Source organism: Tistrella arctica (assembly GCF_039630945.1).
GTDB classification, from domain to species: Bacteria; Pseudomonadota; Alphaproteobacteria; order Tistrellales; family Tistrellaceae; genus Tistrella; species Tistrella bauzanensis.
In genome coordinates, this window is record NZ_JBBKTV010000005.1 from 56,930 (window position 1) to 62,913 (window position 5,984).

The following is a 5,984-nucleotide window of genomic DNA, read 5'->3' on the forward strand; positions in this document are numbered from 1 at the left end:
CCGCATGCCGACGAATGGCCGACGACGGGGCCACCGTATGGAACGGCACGGGCAAGATTCGCCAGACAGGCAGACATCACCATCAGCGGCGCTTGGTCTTCGCCGGCCGCGGCGGCAGTGCGGGCTCACGCGGACGTGTGACGTACAATATCAGCAGCATCACGAACGGCGTGATCAGCAACGACAGCAGGAACGAGACCACGAAACCGGGCTTCCGGCCGATGGAGCACAGCCCGACCATGATCGACATGACGACATAAATGGTCGGCAGGACCAGACCGATGGCAGACGACATGAAGCGGTGCCCTCCCGGGGCATCAGGTGTCAGTGGATCAGGATGGCGGCGGAACATGGACGAACGCCATCCGGCGCGCCCCTGAGGTCGCGTCGGATGGCTTCATCGTCTCCGTAACCGGAACGCCTGTTCAGGCGGTCTTGGTCGAGGTCTTGGTGGTCGTGGTGGTGTCGCCGGTCTTCGTGGTCTCGGTCGTCGGGGCCCCGGTGCCTGCCGCCTCGGCCTTCGCAGCCTCGGTGCTCGCCGGCGCATTGGCCTTGGCAGCCTCGAACTCGGCCTTGAAATGCTCGCGCATTTCTTCGGGCTTGAAGTTCAGCAGGGTGCCGCCGGTCTCGAAATGCTGCATGAACACCCGGCCGACCGCATAGGTGACCGCATAGCCAACGGCGGGGGTGACGACCAGACCCACCAGGGTGCCAACCACCGGGATCGACTTGACCAGGCTGCCGACCGAGCCGACCACGCCCATCGCGGCGCCGCCGGGGACGACAGTGCTGACCAGCGAGCCCACGACCGCTTTGGCGCGGTTCTCGCTGAACGGAATGTCATACAACTTCGACAGATGATAGATCATCTTCACCTGAACGCCGGTCATCAACGCCATGTCGAGAACCGGGAACGGCAGCAGGCCGGCGCCGGCCGACCACAGCGAGAAGCGCTTGACCAGCGCGCGGGCGTCATCGGCCCGCACGGCCGGATCGGTGGCCGGATCAATGGTGTCGACGGGTTCGGCCGTCATTTCGGCAGCAGTGGTCATCGATCTTGTCCTCATTCTGGGGCCCGGACTCTGCCGGGAGCGGTCATGGGGTCGGAAGGAAAAACCGTCAGGTGACCCGTCATGGGTGGGCGCCGCCACCGCTGCCGGATTGCCGGCAACCAGTGCACCGAAAGCCCATGCAGAGCGTGCCATCCTTCCGGAGAAACGCCAATGGATTTCCCGGTGGTGACGGGCGGGTCCGCTGGCGAAGCATCATGGCTGTGGCGCATCCTTCAGCCGCTGATGAAGCAGGGCGTCGGGTGGTGGCGGCTCGACCAGCGGCCGCCTCACCTTCCGCGATAAGAGTGTATAGACGGCCGGAATGACGAACAGTGACACGATGGTGCCGAATGTCATACCGCCGACGATCACCCAGCCCAACTGCGTGCGGCCGCCGGCACCGGCGCCGCTGGCGATCGCCAGCGGCACAGCGCCCAGCACCGTGGCGATCGTGGTCATGATGATCGGACGCAGGCGCGTGGTGGCCGCCTCCACCACCGCCTCGGTCCGGTCACGGCCGGCATCGCGCAACTGGTTGGCGAATTCGGTGATCAGGATGCCGTGTTTGGCGATCAGTCCGATCAGTGTGACGAAGCCGATGAAGCTGTAGATGTTCAACCCGCCGCCGGTTTCGGCCAGCGTGACGATGGCGCCCGCCACCGCCAGCGGCGCCACCGCCAGCACGATCGCCGGGTCGCGAAAGCTTTCGAACTGCGCGCTCAGCATAAAATAGATGAACACCAGCGCCAGCAGCAGCACCGTGCCCGCCGATCCGCTCTCGGCCCCGGCTTTGGCGGCATCACCGCCCAGCACCGGCTTCATGCCCGGATCCAGCGCCTGTGTGGTCAGGGGCAGCAGCGCCGCGAAGGCCTCGGCCGCCGTATGACCAGGCGCGACGCCGGCCGTGAAGGTGGCGGACCGCAGCCCGTCGGTATGCTCCAGCATGTCGGCGCCGACGCCGCGCGTCACCTGCACGAAGTCGCGCAGCGGCAGCGGGTCGGCACTTTTGCCGCGGACTTCCAGGGTGTTGATCGTGTCGATCGATCCGCGCCATTCCGGCGGCAGGTCGATGATCACCTTGTACAGCTCGCCGCGGTTCGAGAAGGTCGAGACCGGATTGCCGCCCAGCGCCGCCTGCAGGGTGTCGCCCAGGGCCGTCGCGGTCACACCCTGTTCTCCGGCGCCGTCGCGATCCAGCGTCACCCGCAGTTCGGGCCGTTCAAGCTGCAGGCTGGATGCCGGGTCGGCGATCGACGGCACGGCGCGCGCTCGTTCCACCAGCCGGTCCATCGCCGCCGCCAGATCCTGATAGTCGCCGGTGGTGGTGATCATCAACTGGATCGGCCGCGAACTGCCGCCGCCGCCAAGCGGGCTCACCTGCAACACATTGACCCGCAGACCGGGCAGCGCCGCCAACTGTGGTTTCAGTGCGTCGCCGATTTCCAATGCGCTGCGCTGGCGCTGGTCCCATGGCTTCAGCAGCAGATAGGCATTGGCCTTCGACGGGCTGGGGCTGCCGAGCAATGTCAGCGCGCCGGTCGCTTCGGGCACGCCGCGCAGGATGGACTCCAGCCCGGCCACCTGATCTTCAAGATGGGACAGGGTCGATGTGCCGCGCGCCTCGATGTCGAACAGGATATAGCCCTGATCCTCGGTCGGCGCGAAGGCGAACCCCAGCCGGCCGGCCTGACCATAGCCGAAGGCCAGCGCGCCGACGACCGCCAGAACGATGATCCAGCGATGATGCAGCAGCCAGCCCAGCAGCCGGCCATAGGCCGCGGCCACCCGCTCGCTCAACCGTTCCACCCGCCGGGCATAGCCGCGCTCCGATCGGGTGCCGATCAGGCGCGCGCACATCATCGGCGACAATGTCCGGGCGATGAAGCCCGACACCAGCACCGCGCCCGCCAGCGTGAAGGCGAATTCCCGGAACAGCATGCCGATCTGGCCGCCGACGAGCCCGATCGGCGCGAACACCGCCGCCAGCGTCAGGGTGGTCGCGATCACGGCGAAGCCGATCTCGCGGCTGCCAAGGAAGGATGCCGTGAACGGGTCCAGCCCGTCATCGACATGGCGCTGAACATTCTCGATCTCGACGATGGCATCGTCGACCACCAGGCCGATCGCCAGCACCACCGCCATCAGGGTCAGGGTGTTGATGCTGAAATCCAGCGCCGCCATCATGCCCAGCGTGCCAAGCAGCGACAGCGGAATGGTCACCAGCGCGATGGCGCTGGACCGCAGCGAGCCCAGGAACAGCACCACCACGCCCAGCACCAGCCCTACGGCAATGATGATCGTCTCGAACACCTCATGGACCGATGCCTCGATATAGACGGTGCTGTCGAAGGCGATGGTCAGGTGGAACCCGCCGGGCAGGCCGGATTCCAGGGCCGGAAGCTCTGCCTTGACCAGCTTGGCGATGTCGAGCGGATTGGCGGTGCTCTGCGGCACGATGCCGATGGCGACCACGTCCTGGCCGTCGAAACGGATGGCATTGTCGAGCGATTCCGGCCCGACCTCGACCCGCCCCACATCCGACACCCGCACCAGATAACCCGGCTCCGGCCGCACCACCAGCCGCTCGAATTCAGCCGCCGTTGCCAGTGCACCCTCGACCACCACATCGGTACGGTCGGTGCGGGTGCGGATCTCGCCACCGGGCACGTCGGCGTTCTGCGCCACCACCGCCGCCCGCACATCGCCGATCGTGAGGCCATAGGAGGCAAGCCGGATCGGATCGAGCACCAGCCGGATGGCATAGCGCCGCTCGCCGAGCAACAGTGCCTGGGCCACCCCCTCCAGCGCCGAAATCCGTGGCAGCAACAGCCGGTTGGCGGTGTCGCTGATCTCCAGCGCGTCATGCGTCTGGCTGGCCACCGTCACGAACATGATCGGCTGGGCGTCAAGGCTCTGCTGAGCCACCACCGGTGCCCGCGCCGCCGGCGGCAGGCTGTCGGTGAGCGGCGCCACCTTGTTGCGGACCTCATTGGCCAGCAACAGCCCGTCGAGGCCCAGGCGGAACTGGATCTGAACCAGCGACATGCCGGCGCGGCTCTGCGAGGTGATCTGCTGCACCCCGGGCACGCCCGACACCGCCTGCTCGATCGGCGTGGTCAACTGGCGCTCCACCTGTTCGGCGGCCGCACCGGGATAGACCGTGGTGATCGTGACATAGGGGAAGTCCATCGCCGGCAACTGCCGGATCGACAGATGATCGAGCGCATAGATCCCGAGCAGTGCCAGGATCAGATTGATGACGATGGCAAAAACCGGCCGCTGGATACACAGGTCCGAGATCAGCATCAGCCGGCCCCACCGCTTGCCGGTGCCGCTGTGGGCGTGGATGCCGGGGCGGGCGTAGACGTCGGGGCAGGCGTGGATGCCGGGGCGATGGCCACCCGCATGCCGTCCTCGACCTTGAACTGCCCGGTGCTGACCACCGCCGTGCCCTCGTCGAGCCCCGAGACCACCTCGACCCTGTCATCGGTGCCGTCGGCGCCGATCGTCACCGCGCGCCTGACCACGCGGCCGGTGTCATGGCCGGACGCATCCGGCTCGACCACAAAGACGTAATCACCCGACAGCGACGACTGCACCGCCGGCCGCGGCACCAGTATGGCGCCGGTCCTGCGCCCGAGTTCCAGCGACACATTGACGAACAGGCCCGGATAGACCGCCCGTCCCGCGATGTCGGCGGGCGTCAACCCGGCACGCAGCAACACACTGCGGCTGTCGGCCTCCACCGATGGGTCGACCAGGGTCACCTTGCCCTCGATCGGCCGGGTGCCCAGGCTTTCGGCGGTGATCGTCACCGGCTGGCCCACCGACAACCGGGGCAGCAGCCGTTCCGAAAGGCGAAAGGTCACCCGCAATTGCGAATGATCGGCAACCGTCACCGCTTCCTCGCCGGGGGAGAGGAAGCTGCCGACCTCGACCTTGCGGGTCATGGTGACGCCGTCGATCGGTGCCCGCAGGGTCAGCAGGTCGAGCTGGGTCTGCTTCACAGCCAGCGACGCCTGCGAGGCGGCCAGCGCCGCCCGTGACCGATCGATATCGGCACGCGATTTCGTACCCCGGCGCCCAAGTTCGGAATCACGCTCCAGAGTCTCGCGATCCAGGCGCGCCGCCGCCTGGGCACTGGCCAGCTCCGACCGGGCCACCCGGTCGTCCAGCCGCACCAGCGGCTGGCCGGCGGCGACGCGTCCGCCTTCCTGGAACAGCACCTCGGTCACATGACCACCGGCTTGCGGTGACAGCACAATCATCGCGCGGGGTTCGATGGTGCCGAAGGTGCTCAGGCTGTCGATCGCCATACCGCGCACCGCCCTGGTCACCGACACCGTCACCGCCGGTGCATCCGTGGCACTGGAACTGGCGCTGGCAGGGCCGGAGCCCTCCTGCGCCGCCGTCGACGTCCGACCTGGCATGGATGGAGACGACGCAGCCGTCGGCGACATGTTTCCCGCCAGCATTTGCGGCAACACACCCGACTGCCAACCCCAGATCCCCGCGGCCACGATGCCCATGATCACCAGCACCGCAAGCCAACGCCAAAGCCTCATCCCGATCCCCCTCTAGGCATGCCCTTCGGCTGCCGGTGCATGATACCGCGTCAGGTTACCAATGCTGGTCGCGGCCCATGGGAAGGTGACATGGCGTGCAAAGGCTGTCCACCGCAACAGTCACCGTTTAGCAACCCTAACGACAATACGCAGTGGATTTTTCCCGGCACTTCCATTAGGGACACAAGTCAGTACGAGCATGGTCACCGCTCCCTCCCCACCCTGTCTACAACATCGCCCCCTGAACCGCATCACATCAACATCTGTCACATAAACGCCCGTCAATACGATCCCTCGTAGTCCGGTTGCAGATCGCACCCGACAACGCCTATGATCCAGCAGTCAGTCAACGGGTAACGATTTTGTC

The 5,984-nt window shown here is 66.7% G+C and carries 4 protein-coding genes; all 4 read right to left on the bottom strand.

The genetic code is table 11. The features are described 5' to 3' along the window. Positions 1–82: 82 nt before the first annotated feature. Positions 83–295, bottom strand: a complete 213-nt coding sequence (locus WG924_RS12165; RefSeq protein ID WP_188576737.1) for a hypothetical protein — start codon at positions 293–295, stop codon at positions 83–85. Between the two features lie 130 nt (positions 296–425). Continuing rightward, entirely contained in the window at positions 426–1,052 is a 627-nt protein-coding gene (locus WG924_RS12170) for a YcjF family protein (protein ID WP_345933307.1), read from the bottom strand. A gap of 213 nt (positions 1,053–1,265) precedes the next feature. After that, on the bottom strand, positions 1,266–4,358 hold the full coding sequence (locus WG924_RS12175) for an efflux RND transporter permease subunit (RefSeq protein ID WP_345933308.1): 3,093 nt from the start codon (positions 4,356–4,358) through the stop codon (positions 1,266–1,268). Beyond that, positions 4,358–5,401: an efflux RND transporter periplasmic adaptor subunit gene (locus tag WG924_RS12180; protein ID WP_345933309.1), complete on the bottom strand. Its 1,044-nt coding sequence runs from the start codon at positions 5,399–5,401 to the stop codon at positions 4,358–4,360. The genes WG924_RS12175 and WG924_RS12180 overlap by 1 nt, the downstream gene beginning before the upstream one ends. Positions 5,402–5,984 lie beyond the last annotated feature (583 nt).

What these genes read in the sequence shown, in the direction of transcription:
- WG924_RS12165 (WP_188576737.1), bottom strand. Translation starts at nt 295, where the DNA reads ATGTCGTCTGCCATCGGTCTGGTCCTGCCGACCATTTATGTCGTCATG.
- WG924_RS12170 (WP_345933307.1), bottom strand. Translation starts at nt 1,052, where the DNA reads ATGACCACTGCTGCCGAAATGACGGCCGAACCCGTCGACACCATTGAT.
- WG924_RS12175 (WP_345933308.1), bottom strand. Translation starts at nt 4,358, where the DNA reads ATGCTGATCTCGGACCTGTGTATCCAGCGGCCGGTTTTTGCCATCGTC.